Genomic DNA, 15,788 nt, shown 5'->3' on the forward strand with positions numbered 1-15,788 from the left:
ATGAAAAGCAGCCACGCTTGTACCACTTATACCTGGTATTTTTAGCGAACCAGTTATTGAAGAAACGGGAAAACTAGGAAGTAAAATTAATGCAATTGGGGTTTGAATTAATCCGCCACCACCAACAATAGCATCTACAAAACCAGCAAAAAATGCGGCAAAACATAAAATAATAATGATGTAGTTTTCCATTTGATAATTGATATTTTTATTTAAACACTAATTTTTAAATTGCTAGTTATTAAAATAAAAAAATCCCAAAGCCAGTAGGAATGGGAGTTTTATTAATTTTGAACACTGAACACTGAACACTGAACACTGAACTATTCTCTCACAATATTGGCTCCAATAGCTCTCAGTCTTTCATCAATTCGTTCATAACCGCGATCTATTTGTTCAATATTTTGGATAGTGCTGGTACCTTTGGCAGAAAGTGCGGCAATTAATAATGATATTCCAGCTCTAATATCTGGCGAACTCATTGTTGTAGCTTTGAGTTGCGATTCGAAATTATGACCCATAACTACGGCTCGGTGCGGATCGCAAAGCATAATTTTGGCTCCCATATCAATCAATTTATCTACAAAAAACAAACGACTCTCAAACATTTTTTGATGAATCAAAACATCGCCTTTAGCTTGTGTTGCCACTACCAGAATAATACTCAACAAATCAGGTGTCAGTCCTGGCCAAGGTGCATCGGCTATGGTCAGAATTGAACCATCAATATCGGTTTTTATTTCATAATTTTCATGAGTAGGAATATAAATATCGTCTCCTCTTTTTTCTACCGTAATACCCAATTTTCTAAAAGTATTTGGGATAACACCCAAATTTTCCCAAGAAACATTTTTGATAGTAATTTCACTTCTGGTCATGGCTGCTAGTCCAATCCACGAACCAATTTCAATCATATCTGGTAAAATCCTGTGTTCGCAACCGCCTAAATTATCAACACCTTCAATACTTAGTAAATTGGAACCAACACCAGTAATTTTTGCGCCCATTGAGTTCAACATTTTGCACAACTGTTGCAAATAGGGTTCACAAGCGGCATTATAAATAGTTGTAGTTCCTTCAGCCAAAACTGCTGCCATAACGATATTTGCAGTTCCTGTTACAGAAGCTTCATCAAGCAACATGTAGGCTCCTTTTAATTTGCCATCTGTCTCCACACCATAAAAATGATCTTCGCGATTGTATCTAAATTTGGCACCAAGATTTATAAAACCTTCAAAGTGAGTATCTAATCTTCTTCTTCCAATTTTATCGCCACCAGGTTTTGGAATATATCCTTTCCCGAAACGAGCCAAAAGTGGTCCAACAATCATAATAGATCCGCGTAGTGAACCTCCTTCTTTTTTGAAAGCTTCGGTTTCTAAATAGCCAACATTAACTTCATCTGCTTGAAAAGTAATAGAACCCAACCCATTTTTTTGGATTTTAACGCCCAAATTACCAAGCAATGTAATGAGTTTATTGACATCAATAATATCTGGGATATTGTTTATAGTTAATTTTTCTGGAGTTAAAAGTACAGCGCATAATATCTGTAAAGCTTCATTTTTTGCTCCTTGCGGTGTAATATCTCCTTTTAAACGGATGCCACCTTCTATTTTAAATATTCCCATGTTGTAATTTTAGATTTTAGATTGGTTACAAATTCAATCTTTAAATTGGTTTTCTGTTATTGTTTTTGTTCATCATTGGTTTGCCGTTTTTTATAATTTTTGGCTTACCATTTGTATTGGTAGTTTGAATTTTGTTTGACAAACGTTTGTTTGTTCGCATTAAATCGTTTGAATTCAGCAATTCTTCAGTACTTTGAGTCAAGTTGATTTTCCCACCTGATAATTCGAGCAAATGCTCAAATATAACCGCATCAGTAACTGTATCTTTGTTCCAGCTTAAGTACGATTTTTTCATATGCGTCGCAATCACTTTGCAGAGCGCACTTTTTAATTCGCCCTCTTCCCATTTATTGGCCACATCAATCATATATTTAATATTGTTTCCGTAGAAACGATATTTAGGAAAATTTTGTGGATAATTTAATGGATCTGGTTTCATTTTCAAAACCTCACGAGACGGAATCGGATATGGTGAATCTACATCCAATTTAAAATCGGACATGATAAAAATTTGATCCCAAAGTTTGTGTTGAAAATCTGGAACATCACGCAAGTGCGGATTTAAATTTCCCATGACAGAGATGATATATTTTGCTGCTTTATTTCGCTCCGTTCGATCTTCAATTCCTGTTGCTTGATCAATTAGAACGTGCAGATATCTACCATATTCGGGTATAATTAATGGTTTTCTTTCAGAATTATATTCTAAATGTTGAACCACATCGTTTGCAATTTCTTTAATATATTTTGTATCCATATTTATAGTGAAACAATACCTTTTATGGTACCAACTTCTTGATATTTATCAACTATTTCCTGAGCATTTTTCATAGTTACATCTACAGATATACTTGTGAATTTCCCAGTTTTTGATTTTGTGGTTTTAATAATTGCACCCATACAGTTAAAAGCATTTTCAACACGTTCCACATTATCATCAACTGTTGGAACTATAAATTTGTAAAGGTATTCTGCCGGCCAAGTGTTGCTATTGTCGAGTTCTACTTTCAGTCGTTCGTAAAATTCTTCGGTCTTCTTATCCATTCTAGAAATTAAAATAAGAGCAAATATACGTTTTTGATTCTATATTTATGTTTTTAGATTTATGATTTTTTATTAACATTTATAATAATAAAATTCTCTTTCATAAAACCTTTTCAAATACCAAATAGTTTGACTATTTTTGCGCCTTATTGAAAAAAGTGAAAAAAGAAATTGTTGTCATAATTGGCGGACCAGGGACAGGAAAAACGACTATTATTGATGGTTTGCTTGCCAATGGATACTGCTGTTATCCAGAAATTTCACGCGAAGTTACTTTGCAAGCAAAAAAAGAAGGAATAGAACAATTGTTTCTAGAAAAGCCATTACTTTTTAGTGAGTTATTGTTGGAAGGAAGAAAGAAGCAATTTTCAAACGCATTAAAAGAACCGCACAATGTTGTTTTTTTGGATCGTGGCATACCAGATGTTTTGGCTTATATGCATTATATTGGGGACAGTTATCCCGCTTTTTTTGATACTACTTGTCGTGAAAATAAATACACCAAAATATTTATTTTGCCACCTTGGGAAGATATTTATATTGCTGATAATGAGCGTTATGAAAATTATGAACAAGCAAAACTTATTTACAATCATCTGGTGGAAACTTACCAAAAATATGGTTATAATCTTATAGAAGTGCCAAAAGATACTGTTGATAATAGAATTCTTTTTATCTTAGGTCAAATTAACTAAAAATTGATACCTACTTTTTAAATAATAATTTTGAATAAAAATGCAAAAAGCATTAGAAATCCTTCAAAAATATTGGCAATTTAATAGTTTTAGACCTTTTCAAGGTCAAGTCATTGAATCGGTTCTAAATAATTTTGACACTTTTGGAATTATGCCTACAGGTGGCGGAAAGTCTTTGTGCTTTCAAGTTCCAACAATATTAAATGACGGTTTGTGTTTGGTAATTTCGCCTTTAGTAGCTTTAATGAAAGACCAAGTCAATCAACTTCAAGCTAGAAATATTAAAGCCATAGCCTTAACTGGTGCTATAAAGCCCGATGCATTAATTGAGTTATTGGACAATTGTCAATTCGGAAACTATAAATTTTTGTATTTATCGCCCGAGCGTCTTGAGCAAGATTGGGTTTTAGAAAGAATTAAAACATTGCCCATTTCGCTTATTGCCATCGATGAAGCGCATTGTGTTTCGCAATGGGGACACGATTTTCGACCATCGTATTTAAAAATAAAAAACTTAAAGTCATTCTTCAATAAAATTCCATTTTTAGCTTTAACAGCAACTGCAACCCCAGAAGTTAAAAAAGATATTATTAAATTTTTAGGTCTAGAAAATCCAAAAGTTTTTCAACAATCATTCACAAGAGAAAATTTAGGCTATTATGTTATTCATGCCGAAGATAAAATATATAAAACCAATCAAATTTTAATTAAAAACCCGCAACCTGCTATAATTTATGTTCGAAGTAGGAAAAGCTGTCACGAAGTAGCATCGCAATTGAGTATTCTGGGACATAAAACAACTTTTTATCATGCTGGATTATCGACCAAAGAAAAAGATGCCAATATGGAAAGCTGGATGCAAGACGAAAAAAATGTCATGGTTGCTACAAGTGCTTTTGGAATGGGAATTGACAAACCAAATGTAAAAACTGTGGTCCATATTAACTTACCCGAAAATTTAGAAAGTTATTATCAAGAAGCTGGTAGAGCGGGGCGAGATGGCAACAAAGCATTCTCTATTATAATTACAGCTCCTTGGGATATTGCAAAAGCTGAGTCACAATTTTTATTGGTTTTGCCAAACACTATTTTCTTGAAAGATGTATATAAAAAACTGTGTAACTATTTTAAAATTGCATACGGTGAAGGAATTTTTGAAGAATTTTCATTTAGTTTGAATGAATTTTGTATTTATTATAAGTTGCCAGTTACCAAAGTTTACAATGCACTACAGTTTCTTGACAGACAAAGCATTATTTCTTTATCGCAAGAGTTTTCACAACATTCGCAAATTCAATTCTTAATTTCTTCCAAGGAAATTATAAGATATATGAGTTTGAATGTGACCGATGAGCCAATCATTGCCACATTATTGAGAACTTATCCAGGAATTTTTGATATGCAAACCAATATTAATACTTTTTTTATTGCAAAGAAGTTAAATTTTTCTGAGACAACAATATTAAATTTGCTTGAAAAATTAAAAAAATTAAATATAATAAGTTATTTTTCTCAAGAGAGTGAATCCAAAATTACTTTTCTTGAAGTTCGAGAAGATGATAAAACCATCAATCGAATATCCAAACATTTGGAGAGTCAGAATTTAGTCAAAAAAAATCAACTTGAATCTGTTATCAAATATATTTCTGATGCAAAAGGTTGTAAAAACAAATTGCTACTTTCTTACTTCGGTGAAATTACGACAGCAAATTGTGGAAATTGTTCATTTTGTAATGGCAATAATCCAAAAACATATAATTTTGATGTTATTAGAAATAAAATTTTGGATCAACTTGCAAAGTCAGAACTGTCATCAAGAGAAATTTCAGATAAATTAAATATTGAATCATCAGAAATATTAAAAGTCTTGAAGCAACTTTTGGAGCACAATATTATTTCAATAAACAACAAAAATCAATTTAAAATAGTATCATTATAATGAATAAATTAAAAATTGTTTTCATGGGAACACCAGAATTTGCAGTCGGAATTTTGGATACTATTTTAAAACAAAATCAACACGAAATAGTTGGTGTTATTACCGCTCCAGACAAACCAGCTGGGCGAGGTCAGAAAATAAAATATTCTGATGTAAAAGATTATGCCTTAGAAAAAAATTTAAAATTTTTGCAACCAACCAATTTAAAAGATCTTGATTTTCTATCAGAATTAAAAGCTTTGGGCGCCAATTTGTTTATAATTGTGGCTTTTAGAATGTTGCCTAAAGCAGTTTGGTCAATGCCAGAATATGGAACATTTAATCTTCATGCTTCATTATTGCCAAATTATAGAGGTGCGGCTCCCATAAATTGGGCTATAATTAATGGAGAAACTAAAACTGGTGTTACCACCTTTTTTATTGATGATAAAATAGATACAGGCGCCATAATATTAAGCAAAGAAATTGCCATCTCAGAAACCGAAAATGCAGGTAATCTTCATGATAGACTTATGATTTTAGGATCGGAAGCAGTTTCTGAAACTTTAAATTTAATTGCTAAAAAAAACGTTCACACAACCATTCAAGAAGAATATCCCAATATAAAAACTGCGTATAAACTTGACAAGGAAAATTGCAAAATAGATTTTTCTAAAAATGCAGATGAAATTTATAATCTAATAAGAGGTTTGAGTCCATATCCTACAGCGTGGTGCAATTTTAAAGATGATGATAAGGAGTGGAATATTAAAATTTATGAAGCTAAAAAAGAATTATTTTCTCATGAATATGAAGTTGGAAAATTAATAACTACAAAGAAAGAAATAAAAATGGCGGTTTTAGGGGGTTTTATTCATATTATATCACTCCAATTTCCTGGAAAAAAGAAAATGCTTGCCCATGAATTGTTAAACGGCATTAATTTTTCAGAAAATACACATGCGTTTTAAGTCAATGTTTACTTGGTTTTGCGGAAAATGTCTTAAAAACGCGTTCTATTGTAAACAAAATGTTAAAGTTATTAACAAAACAGGTAAAAAATCGCCTTAACTGTTGCGTGGTAAGGAAATCCTATTAAATTTGTATCACAATAAAAATTTATTAACCAAAACTATAAATACAATTATTATGAACAAATCAGATTTAATCGATGCTATTGCTGCTGATGCAGGAATTACAAAAGCTGCTGCAAAACTAGCTTTAGAATCATTTTTAGGTAACGTAGAAGGAACTTTGAAAAAAGGGGGAAGAGTTTCTCTAGTAGGATTCGGATCTTGGTCAGTTTCTAACAGAGCTGCAAGAGATGGAAGAAACCCACAAACTGGAGCTACTATTAAAATTGCTGCTAAAAATGTAGTAAAATTCAAAGCGGGTGCTGAGCTTGAGGGCGGAGTAAACAAAAAATAATTTATTTTAAATTATATGAAAGCCACACATTGTGTGGTTTTTTTTTATTTATCTATTTTTATTTGGATTGTAATATTATTTTTTGTTAAATTTAAACAAATTCTAAAATTATGATTGCAGTAAAACCAAAGAAAGGGAATTTGTTGGTGGCAGAGCCGTCAATTATTGGAGATTTGTCCTTCAACAGATCGGTTGTTTTACTAGCAGATCATAATATTGAAGGTTCAGTAGGTTTTATCTTAAATAAACCTCTTGGATACACTATTCAAGACCTAATTCCAGAAATAAAAGTAAATTTCAAAATTTATAACGGTGGTCCAATCGAACAAGATAATTTATACTTTATACACAATATTCCACAATTAATTCCAAATAGTATCGAAATTGCAGAAGGAATTTATTGGGGTGGCGATTTTGAATCGACCAAAGATTTAATGAACAAAGGCATTATCAAACAAAATAATATTCGCTTTTTTCTAGGATATTCTGGCTGGGATGCCGAACAACTGCAAGATGAATTGGATTCAAACTCATGGATAATTTCTGAAAATGGGCTCCAAAATAAAATTATTGGCAAATCTGCAACCGATTTTTGGAGAGAAAAAATAATGGAACAAGGTGGCGATTATATTATTTGGTCGAATGCTCCTGAAAACCCTATGAATAATTAGAAGTTTTTAATTTGCTCGTTTAGTTTATCCAAAATTAAATGAGAATAATTATTCGAATACTCTTTCTTTCGGTATTTTGTTATAGGTTGTATTCCCATAATTACAGTAGTTATAAAAAGTTCATCAGCTTTTTGTAAATCAAAAGGAGAAATAGAGTTTTCTATTAGTTCAATAGTATCAATTTTTTTTGCAATACTCAAAATTTGCTTGCGCATTATACCATTCAAACAACCATCAGAAATTGGTGGAGTAGATAAAATACCGTCTTTGAGCATAAATATATTCCCGTTTAAAGCTTCTACAATATTTTTATCTTCGTTTAATAATAAACAATTGTCATATCCATTTTCTTTGGCATAAATGCTACCTACAATATTGATGATTTTATTGGTGCTTTTCAATGTTGAAATTAATTGTTTCGAAACGTAAAAATCTTTGTAAATTTCAACTTCATAGTCCGAATTTTCAATTTCATAAAATGACTTTTCTAATTTTGAAACCAAAATCTCAAATGCAACATTATTATCTTCGGGTAAATAATAGCCACCATCTTTTCTGTAAACGGTTATTCTTGCTCGTGCGGAGGAAACAATATTATTTAATTTCACTTCGGCCAATAATACGTTTTCAAAGTACTCCATCGTAAAATTCATGGGAATTTCCATTCGTAATATTCGCATTGACGACATTAATCGAAAATAATGGTCTTCAAGAAATAATACTTTGGAGTTTAATATTTTTACAGTTTCAAAAACTGCATCGCCATACAAAAAGGCGCGATTGGTAGATAATGAGGAAATATTTTGCATAAAAAAAGCCCTGAAATTCAGGGCAAATATAAGTTTAATAATCTTTAAAAACTAAACAGAGCCAATTACATGTTTTAAATCTGAGATTTGATTTTCCCATAATAATTTTGATTCTTCCAGATCATCTGCATCTGCATAATCAACAATCATGAGTGAAACATCCTTGGTAATTTCATCTACCAGAATATGCATTTCGAAGCAATATTGTGTGTCTTTGTTGTCATCGTCCATATATCTGAATTTTATTTTTTCGCCAGATTTTTTTGAATACAATCTTGCTTTTTCTTCAGAATCGTCCCAAATAAAAGTAAAAAATTCGCCTCTGGAATTTACATTATCTGCAAACCATTCAGACAAGCCCGATGGCGTAGAAATATATTGATATAATAATTGTGGCGATGAGTTTATGGGGAATTCCAGTTCGTAGCGTATTTTACCTTCCATTTTAAAATTTTTGTGAATATATATAATTATAATTTGAAAAAAAAATATTTTAATCATAAAAATATTTATTCAAATAAATTTGTAGAAAATGAATTTAATATTATCTTTGCACCCGCATTGACAAATGCAATATTTCTTTATTGGCGAGGTAGCTCAGTCGGTTAGAGCGCAGGATTCATAACCCTGAGGTCACGGGTTCAACTCCCGTCTTCGCTACAAATCAAATACTTAAAAAATTTAAGCGAATTAGTACAAACTGATTCGCTTTTTTTTTATGATTTTATTTTTAACTTTTAGGTATTAATATTTTTTCCTTGTGTCAAAAAATTTTCAATATTTTTATTTAGATAAATAAATGTTAAGTATTTGAAAATCAAAATAATATTTATAAATGTTTTTCTAACTTTGAGTGTAATAGATAAAATACCACAAATGTCTAAAGTTGGAATATATATAACAGGATTGGGAGAAACGTTTCAGCAAGAATCTGTTGAAAAATATGCTGCTAGGTTTAAAAATGAATTAAGTTACAATTCGACAGGATCAATTTTTGAATTGAAAACAGAAAAAATTAATTACCAAGAAGATAAATTATCTACATTGGTTACTATAATCGAGAAAAAAAATAATGAAGAAAATATAATTTATAAATTTTACGATTTTAAGTACAGAGAAATTCTAACTGAAAAGTTCAATAAATATAATATTCTTTACAAAAATGTACTTCTTTTTATACTTGTTGTCAAAAAATTTCCAATATTATTAAAAAGGCTTTTCTTTTACAATGGTTACAATAGAACAGGTCAAACATTTTATATTTTTTTAATATTTTTAATTATTTCGTTGGCCATATTATTTATGATTCCTTCTGCAATATTGGCACTTACAACTTTGATTAATAAATTTACAGAATTGAAATTGCCATTTAAAATTGCAAATATCGATTTTACCTATTTCAGCGTTATGTTTGTCATGCCAATAACAACTTTACTGTTGTTAATAATTCCAAAATCTAAAGAAATAATTACATCATTGGCAACAGAATTTGCTTGCGTGGATAGCTACATTCAATATGGCGACCAAAGTCAGCTCATTTTGGGAAACTTAGATCTTCTAATAGAATATATATGCGAAACAAATATTGATTCAAAAATACATTTGCACACTTACAGTTTGGGTAGTATTTTGGCTCTGGATTTGCTTTATCCTATAGGAAATGTACCTTCAAACAATACCAAAAATAGCATAGAATTACTCATCAGTATTGGAACACCTTACGAATTTACAAAAGCCTATTACACTAGTTTTTATAACAATAGGTGTTTGGATATGGATGATAAATTAAAATGGATAAATGTGTATTCAATATCCGATGCTTTGGCCACCAATTTCAAAAAAGATGGCTCAATTGGTGAAGCCGAATTTGGAATCAAAAATTCATTATTGATACCCATAAATATTAACTATGAAATTTCTCCAGTGCAACGTTTCAGCTTAATTAATTTTATCACCTTGTACCATCTTAAAATCCATCAGCATTATTGGGATGCATCCATAAATGGTCAAAGCTGTATGAGAATGATTTTTAATAAAATGATTGCCGAAAAGGTATTTTAATATCAGTAATAAAAGATTTAGAAATAATATAATTTTTTGCCAAGATTGTATAAATAGAATCAAGTTAAAATTTCGAAATTTACTAGATAAATTGGTCGTCAATTTATATATAAATTAAAAAATAATAATTATGGGAGATTCTAAAGATTTAAGTGATGTAGATGCAGCTAACAAAATCAAAAAGTTAGCCGATGATATTGGTACATGTATGTTCTGTACTTATGATGTGAATAAGTTGCAATCAAGACCCATGTCTGCACAAGAAATTGATGATGAAGGCAATCTGTGGTTTCTTTCGGATAAAAATAGCCATAAAAATAAACAAATTCAGCAAAATTCTGAAGTTGAATTGTTTTTTGCAAGCGGTCACGACAAGTTTTTATCATTGCATGGAAATGCAAGTATAAATTATGATAGAAATAAAATCGAAGAATTATGGAATCCAATTATCAAAGTATGGATGACTGGTGGAGTAGACGACCCCAATTTGAGTATTATAAAAGTGACCCCAAAAGAAGGCTACTACTGGAATAATAAAAATGGTAAAATGGTTGCTTTTGCAAAAATGACAGCATCTTTATTAACAGGAATTACTATGGATGATGGAATAGAAGGTAATTTAAGTTTATAAAATTTAGTCTAAAAAAATTCCGTAAATGTTTATTTTACGGAATTTTTTATTTGGAGTTAATCCTGAATTATTTTTTCATTCAGTTTATTTAGCTGTTTTTTGTTTATTGATTTTAATATCAGTATAATGATACAAATACTAGTCGATATTGAATTGGCTATAATAATGGGTAAATCTTTATATAAAATACCATAAGCAACCCATAATCCACATCCACCGGTTAGAAGCAAATAGGTGTTTACAGAAATATCATCTGTAGATTTTGTTTTGATAATTTTATAAGTTTGAGGAAAATTGGCGGCAGTAGTTAATATGGCCGCTAGATAACCTAAGATTTGAATATAATTCATTGTACAGAATTTATTATTTACACTTGTATTTGTAAATTTTTTATAATGTAAATTTAAATATTCAATCAAATTTATTTGTTAGAACTTTCAGGATATTTATTACATAATTACATTAAAAAACCCTGAAAAACTTTGGTTTCTCAGGGTTAAATTTAATTTGTGGAGTCGGGGAGAGTCGAACTCCCGTCCAAACAAGCAACTAAAAAGCTTTCTACATGTTTATTCCTTGATTAGGTTTTCGACTTTGTGCTATGCCAAGAACAGCGACACAAAGCTTAGTTTTACATTTTCAAAACGGATTCAAAACATTACCGCCTCTAGGTTTACTTTTACGGTTCTCCATTACAAAACGCCATAAACCAAGGCTTTTTAGGAGAATCCAGCTTTCCTACCTAGTAGGAACTTGGCAAATCGTACTATAATTCGGATTAAGCAGCTAAAGCGTAGTTATTTTCGCCGTGTAAAATTTTGAGACATTATATTTATGAGCAACACCTCAATGCTCAACATGCTTACAATTCAATTCGACTTGCTGTCAAAACCAGTCGACCCCAAATTTAATTTCACAAAGATACTAAAAATCAAAAATAAATCCTAATACCAAATTTCAATAGTAGGCGTGTAGTTTTATTTTATTCAATACTATCATTTTTACTTTTTAGTTCATATGGATAATTCCCAAATAATCCACTCAGTAATTTTATTTTATATGTACATCTAGTATATTTGTTGGATATACAAATTAAAGTAGTTTTCTCATCCTTCAATTTTAAATAAGCTGCTGTGTTGCCATGCCACCAACCGTTGTGGTAAAACATTTTTTTGCCATTGTCCCATTCCAACATTCTAATGCCTAAACCATAATTTCTGGTACCTTTACTCTCATAGCTATAACCTTTAAAAACTTCTTTCAATAATTTTTTGTTCAGAAAGTTTTCATTGTAGGTTGCCATATCAAATTTCAGTAAATCTCGAGGTGTAGAATATATATTTTTATCACCGTAAATATTATCCAAATAATTAAAGGAATATTTTATTTTCTGTCCTTTGTATGATTGACTTACTGTATCTTTATTTTTCAAGTCGAAAACAAAAGTATTTTTCATTTTCAAGGGTTTAAAAATAAGTTTTTTCAGCGCTTCGCTGTAACTTAAATGGGTTATTTTTTCGATAACCAAAGCCAAAAAAGCATAGTTAGTATTACAATAGGCAAAATGTGAGTTGGTTTTATATTCTAAATCTATGTTATTTTTATTGATTATAGAAATCAAATCAGAATTTTGTAATGTATTTTTTTGATCCCAAATATCTTTTTTATCTGTAAAATAGCTATAATTTCGCATGCCACTTCTATGGTTTAATAGCGTTCGGATAGTAATATCTGGATAAGGAAAATCAGCCAAAATGGTATTTACTTTTTGATCTAAAGATATTTTTTTAGAATCGACCAATAACATAATTGTGGTGGCCGTAATTACTTTACTTAGCGAAGCAATATGTAAAGGTGTATCTGAAGTAATTGGTTTTTTTTGTTCAAAATTGGAAAAACCTCTGTATTTCTCATAAATAATATGACCATTTTTTGCGACCAAAAAACTTCCAGAAAAATCGTTAGGAACAAATTTTTCTTGATAAAATTTTTCAATTGTTCTTTGCAACTTTCTTTTTTCTGAACTTTTCAATTCAGGAAATTTCTTAGAAAGCGGTTGCATAGTATAAATAGAATCTACTTTGCTTTCTTCTTTGGTTTTTGGTTTAATTTTTTGAGTTTCATTTTTGCATGAAACCAATAAAAAAAATAAGAATATATACGAAAATATACTGAATTGTCTTTTAAATATCATTTTGATTTGAATCTGAACAAATATAATTAAAGTGAATATAATTAAGATAGTTTATTGATATTTTTTAACTTGTTTCAATCCACTATTACGTTATATTTGCAGCAAATTACTTGAAATAAGCATAAAATGAAATTCGGACTCATCACAGAAAGAAAAAACCCACCAGACAGACGCGTTGTTTTTTCTCCAACAGAATTGGTACAACTCAAATCTCAATTTCCAACAGCAGAAATCAAAATAGAATCTTCTGAAATTCGAGTTTTTAAAGACGAAGAATATTTAAACATGGGTTTTGAAGTTGCGAACGATATTTCAGATTGTGATGTTTTAATAGGCGTAAAAGAAGTTCCAGTTGATTATTTAATTCCAAATAAAAAATATTTTTTCTTTTCACATACCATCAAAAAACAATCGTATAACAGAAAGTTATTAGTAGCTTGTTTAGAAAAAAATATAGAGCTATATGATCACGAAACCATTGTAGATACAAATAATAAAAGGTTAATTGGTTTTGGAAAATATGCAGGAATAGTTGGAGCTTACAACGGTATTCGCGCTTTTGGAATCAAATTTGAATTATTTAATTTAGCCAAAGCTGAAACTTTAAAAGACAAAGAAGCACTAGTTGAACGGTTAAAAAGAAATGTACTTCCCAACATAAAAATTGTTTTAACAGGTCACGGAAAAGTGGGTTTGGGCGCCAAAGAAATGCTGGATGCCATGAAATTGAAAGAAGTTTCTATTCAAGATTATTTGACCAAAATATATGATAGAGCAGTTTACACTCATATAGACATTGAAGATTACAATAAACGAATTGATGGCGCAACTTTTGACAAAAAAGATTTCTATTCAAACCCAGAAAAATACACTTCCAATTTTGAACGATTCACCAAAGTTTCAGATATTTTTATGGCCGGACATTTCTACGGAAACGGAGCTCCAGTTATTTTAACCCAAGAAATGCTAAAATCTGCAACCAATAAAATTAAAATTGTTGCCGATATTTCTTGCGATGTACAAGGTCCAATTGCATGCACACTTCGTTCTTCTACCATTGCAGAACCTTTGTACGGGTATTATCCAGTCGAAAATAAAGAAGTCGATTTTATGCATCCTGCCGCAATAGTAGTCATGGCTGTCGATAATTTGCCTTGCGAATTGCCAAAAGATTCCAGCGAAGGTTTTGGAGAAATGTTTCTTGAACATGTAATTCCAGCTTTTTTTAATAATGATAAAGATGGAATTCTACAACGCGCAAAAATCACCGAAAACGGAAAACTTACCGAAAGGTTTTCTTATTTGAAACAGTATGTTGAAGGATAATAAAAAAATGTATCAGATTTTATGACTAACTTTTTTAGTAATAAAGTTTATATTATATGATTTTATACATAAAAATGGCTGCCAAATTAAGCAGCCATTAATACAATAAGATTCTTAATCAGTTACTTAACATCATTTTCTAACGATTTTAACTTTGATTTAGGCAAATGTATTTGAAAACCTAAACCAACATTTAAACCATTGTTTGTTGTAGAATTTCCAAATCCTACAGTTAAATTGTATTTAGCGACGGCTTCTAAAGCAATATTTTTATTTATAAAATAAGCCAATCCAGGCCCGAAACCAATCCCAAGTCCATTAGTACTAGCACTTTCCATGCCAGTCACTTTAGTATTTGCACCATATATACCCACGTTTGCATCCAAAAACCAACGCGTTTTTCCAACGCTTTCTAGGGCATTTCCAGATAAATAATATCTAGCAATAGGTCCAATTCCATAATTTGTTGTTGTAAATCCATCGCCTGTTTGTAATCCTATAAGTGCTTCACCACCAATAGCAAAGTCATCCTGAACGAACCAAGCAACCCTTGGTGTTACATCTAAACTAAAGGTAGTATTACTGTTTTGAAAATTTAATCCAATATTGGATAAACTACCTCCAATGATATACCAATCTTTTTCGGTTTGTGCCTGCGTGGCTGTACTAAAAATAAATGCAGTAACTGCTAAAGCGAAAATCTTTTTCATAATTTCTTTTTTTAATTTGTTTATTAATCCCCAATTTGAAGAGTGTAAAAAATTTCCCATCTGTAATTTTTACCGTGTAGGTAAATCTCATTAACTCTTAATATTATTTAAAAAAAATACCGGCATATTTTTAGTAATAAAAATCATTAAATTATAATCAAATATTTAATGATTCAAATATTATACAAAGATTGTCGAATTAAAACCAGTATGGATTATATGATTTTTTTAATTTATTACATAATTTTCAAGTTCTAATATTTTACATATTGATACCTCTATTTTTTATAAGTATTTCGAACATTATTATAAATTTCAGTCGAACAAAAGAATTACTATCTCACGAAATGAAATAAATGAATTCAAAAATCACCTATTCCCTTAATGTCAAATAAAATTAAAACACTTTAAATGAAAAAACGACCCAAAACAATTTATTTTGAGTCGTTTTAATACAGTATTATTCAATTATTTTCCCCAATCAATCTGTCTAGAAAAATACATGACCAATCCTAAAATAAAGAACAAGCCAAGACTACCCACCAAAAGCGCATAATTTTCTAGCTGAATAATCACATAAATAAAAGTATATAATGCAGTAAGTGAAAGCCCAATAAAACTTGCAAATTTTCGGTTTTGTAATATCGAAATCGAGTATAAAGTGATCATT

General features: G+C 30.3%; 17 protein-coding genes, 1 tRNA gene, 1 other RNA gene and 1 pseudogene. 9 read left to right on the forward strand and 11 right to left on the reverse strand.

The genetic code is table 11. From position 1 onward, the window contains the following. From RMN92_RS09765 to RMN92_RS09780, 4 genes and pseudogenes are all read right to left on the reverse strand, one after another. Nucleotides 1-192, reverse strand: a pseudogene (locus RMN92_RS09765) (sulfite exporter TauE/SafE family protein); the annotation flags it as partial. 131 nt (nt 193-323) lie between these two features. Continuing rightward, nucleotides 324-1,631 carry a UDP-N-acetylglucosamine 1-carboxyvinyltransferase gene (murA, locus tag RMN92_RS09770; protein ID WP_309609264.1) on the reverse strand — a complete coding sequence of 436 codons (1,308 nt, stop codon included), beginning with the start codon at nt 1,629-1,631 and terminating at the stop codon, nt 324-326. A 40-nt stretch (nt 1,632-1,671) separates the two neighbouring features. After that, nucleotides 1,672-2,388: a DUF4290 domain-containing protein gene (locus RMN92_RS09775; protein WP_309609265.1), complete on the reverse strand. Its 717-nt coding sequence runs from the start codon at nt 2,386-2,388 to the stop codon at nt 1,672-1,674. 2 nt (nt 2,389-2,390) lie between these two features. Beyond that, entirely contained in the window at nt 2,391-2,675 is a 285-nt protein-coding gene (locus RMN92_RS09780; RefSeq protein WP_309609266.1) for a DUF493 family protein, read from the reverse strand. Nucleotides 2,676-2,833: 158 nt separating this feature from the next. On the opposite strand from RMN92_RS09780, the gene RMN92_RS09785 reads away from it, so the two are divergent. From RMN92_RS09785 to RMN92_RS09805, 5 genes are all read left to right on the forward strand, one after another. Continuing rightward, on the forward strand, nt 2,834-3,370 hold the full coding sequence (locus RMN92_RS09785) for an ATP-binding protein (protein ID WP_309609267.1): 537 nt from the start codon (nt 2,834-2,836) through the stop codon (nt 3,368-3,370). A gap of 40 nt (nt 3,371-3,410) precedes the next feature. Further along, the gene (locus RMN92_RS09790) at nt 3,411-5,309 is read left to right on the forward strand and encodes a RecQ family ATP-dependent DNA helicase (protein ID WP_309609268.1); all 1,899 of its coding nucleotides are present in this window, start codon (nt 3,411-3,413) and stop codon (nt 5,307-5,309) included. Further along, the gene (gene fmt / locus RMN92_RS09795; protein ID WP_309609269.1) at nt 5,309-6,259 is read left to right on the forward strand and encodes a methionyl-tRNA formyltransferase; all 951 of its coding nucleotides are present in this window, start codon (nt 5,309-5,311) and stop codon (nt 6,257-6,259) included. Before RMN92_RS09790 ends, fmt begins: the two co-directional genes overlap by 1 nt. Before the next feature lie 130 nt (nt 6,260-6,389). Next, entirely contained in the window at nt 6,390-6,716 is a 327-nt protein-coding gene (locus tag RMN92_RS09800) for an HU family DNA-binding protein (protein ID WP_309609270.1), read from the forward strand. A 110-nt stretch (nt 6,717-6,826) separates the two neighbouring features. Then, complete coding sequence (locus RMN92_RS09805; protein ID WP_309609271.1) at nt 6,827-7,387, forward strand: YqgE/AlgH family protein; 561 nt, start codon at nt 6,827-6,829, stop codon at nt 7,385-7,387. Here RMN92_RS09805 and RMN92_RS09810 read toward each other — a convergent pair. After that, a complete protein-coding gene (locus tag RMN92_RS09810) occupies nt 7,384-8,196 on the reverse strand; it encodes an aminotransferase class IV (protein WP_309609272.1) in 813 nt (270 codons plus the stop codon). The two genes, RMN92_RS09805 and RMN92_RS09810, sit on opposite strands and share 4 nt — an antisense overlap. A 51-nt stretch (nt 8,197-8,247) precedes the next feature. Next, nucleotides 8,248-8,640 (reverse strand): START-like domain-containing protein, encoded by a 393-nt coding sequence (locus tag RMN92_RS09815; RefSeq protein ID WP_309609273.1) that lies wholly within the window; start codon nt 8,638-8,640, stop codon nt 8,248-8,250. Between the two features lie 142 nt (nt 8,641-8,782). On the opposite strand from RMN92_RS09815, the gene RMN92_RS09820 reads away from it, so the two are divergent. The 3 genes from RMN92_RS09820 (at nt 8,783) to RMN92_RS09830 (ending at nt 10,888) form a co-directional block, all read left to right on the forward strand. Continuing rightward, a tRNA-Met gene (locus tag RMN92_RS09820) sits at nt 8,783-8,856 on the forward strand. A 150-nt stretch (nt 8,857-9,006) separates the two neighbouring features. After that, the gene (locus tag RMN92_RS09825; RefSeq protein ID WP_309609274.1) at nt 9,007-10,257 is read left to right on the forward strand and encodes a hypothetical protein; all 1,251 of its coding nucleotides are present in this window, start codon (nt 9,007-9,009) and stop codon (nt 10,255-10,257) included. A gap of 130 nt (nt 10,258-10,387) precedes the next feature. Then, the gene (locus RMN92_RS09830; RefSeq protein ID WP_309609275.1) at nt 10,388-10,888 is read left to right on the forward strand and encodes a pyridoxamine 5'-phosphate oxidase family protein; all 501 of its coding nucleotides are present in this window, start codon (nt 10,388-10,390) and stop codon (nt 10,886-10,888) included. A gap of 56 nt (nt 10,889-10,944) precedes the next feature. On the opposite strand, the gene RMN92_RS09835 is transcribed toward RMN92_RS09830, so the two are convergent. From RMN92_RS09835 to RMN92_RS09845, 3 genes are all read right to left on the reverse strand, one after another. Then, a complete protein-coding gene (locus RMN92_RS09835) occupies nt 10,945-11,238 on the reverse strand; it encodes a SemiSWEET transporter (RefSeq protein WP_309609276.1) in 294 nt (97 codons plus the stop codon). 157 nt (nt 11,239-11,395) lie between these two features. Beyond that, nucleotides 11,396-11,791, reverse strand: a transfer-messenger RNA (tmRNA) gene (ssrA, locus tag RMN92_RS09840). 79 nt (nt 11,792-11,870) lie between these two features. Continuing rightward, nucleotides 11,871-13,082 carry a serine hydrolase domain-containing protein gene (locus tag RMN92_RS09845; protein WP_309609277.1) on the reverse strand — a complete coding sequence of 404 codons (1,212 nt, stop codon included), beginning with the start codon at nt 13,080-13,082 and terminating at the stop codon, nt 11,871-11,873. A 126-nt stretch (nt 13,083-13,208) separates the two neighbouring features. Between RMN92_RS09845 and RMN92_RS09850 the strand changes: the two genes are divergently transcribed. Then, nucleotides 13,209-14,408 carry an NAD(P)-dependent oxidoreductase gene (locus RMN92_RS09850; protein WP_309609278.1) on the forward strand — a complete coding sequence of 400 codons (1,200 nt, stop codon included), beginning with the start codon at nt 13,209-13,211 and terminating at the stop codon, nt 14,406-14,408. 122 nt (nt 14,409-14,530) lie between these two features. Here the strand turns inward: RMN92_RS09850 and RMN92_RS09855 are convergent, their stop codons facing one another. Both RMN92_RS09855 and RMN92_RS09860 read right to left on the reverse strand, forming a co-directional pair. Further along, nucleotides 14,531-15,118: an outer membrane beta-barrel protein gene (locus RMN92_RS09855; protein ID WP_309609279.1), complete on the reverse strand. Its 588-nt coding sequence runs from the start codon at nt 15,116-15,118 to the stop codon at nt 14,531-14,533. Nucleotides 15,119-15,586: 468 nt separating this feature from the next. Further along, nucleotides 15,587-15,788: inner membrane CreD family protein (locus RMN92_RS09860; RefSeq protein WP_309609280.1), on the reverse strand; the 202-nt coding region annotated here is incomplete at its 5' end.

Origin of the sequence: Flavobacterium sp., from assembly GCF_031363805.1 — a bacterium.
GTDB lineage: Bacteria > Bacteroidota > Bacteroidia > Flavobacteriales > Flavobacteriaceae > Flavobacterium.